The 466-nt window shown below is 51.9% G+C and carries 1 pseudogene; it reads right to left on the reverse strand.

The window, feature by feature from the left end:
- Positions 1–466: pseudogene (locus tag EXE42_RS19830) on the reverse strand (DUF2254 domain-containing protein); the annotation flags it as partial.

The raw sequence follows: 466 nt of genomic DNA on the forward strand, positions 1-466 counted from the left end.
AGCAGCATTTTGTAACATATCCTTCGCCGACTCAATCGCTTCTCCCCGCACTCGTTCATCGATACCGTCATGACCTAAATCAAGAACAAGATCCGAAAGCCCGCGTACCGGAAGGAGAACGGGTCGCTCCAGTGATTTGTCAACTCCAGCCCGCCCGATTGTCTCTAGGGTACTCACTACCTCGGTCGCACCCTCCTCTAATTCCGCCGAAACAGCAGTCTCACCAGTACTCGTGAGTCGATTCGTACAGAGATCTTCCAGTGAGTCACCGACAGGTGCGTCCTCCTCAAGCATCTCTACAGAACACTCCGCTAAGAGTTCGCTCACCCGACGGCTGATAATATCTAACCCAAGATAGACGGCGGCAGCATCTCGTTCATTGATCTGTGAATTAATAACAGACAATATGACGAGGAACGGGTCCGGTTCGCGATAATCATCACTCGACGCCTCTGCTTGGTCGATG

It is taken from the genome of Halorubrum sp. SP3 (assembly GCF_005435195.1).
Taxonomy (GTDB): domain Archaea; phylum Halobacteriota; class Halobacteria; order Halobacteriales; family Haloferacaceae; genus Halorubrum; species Halorubrum sodomense.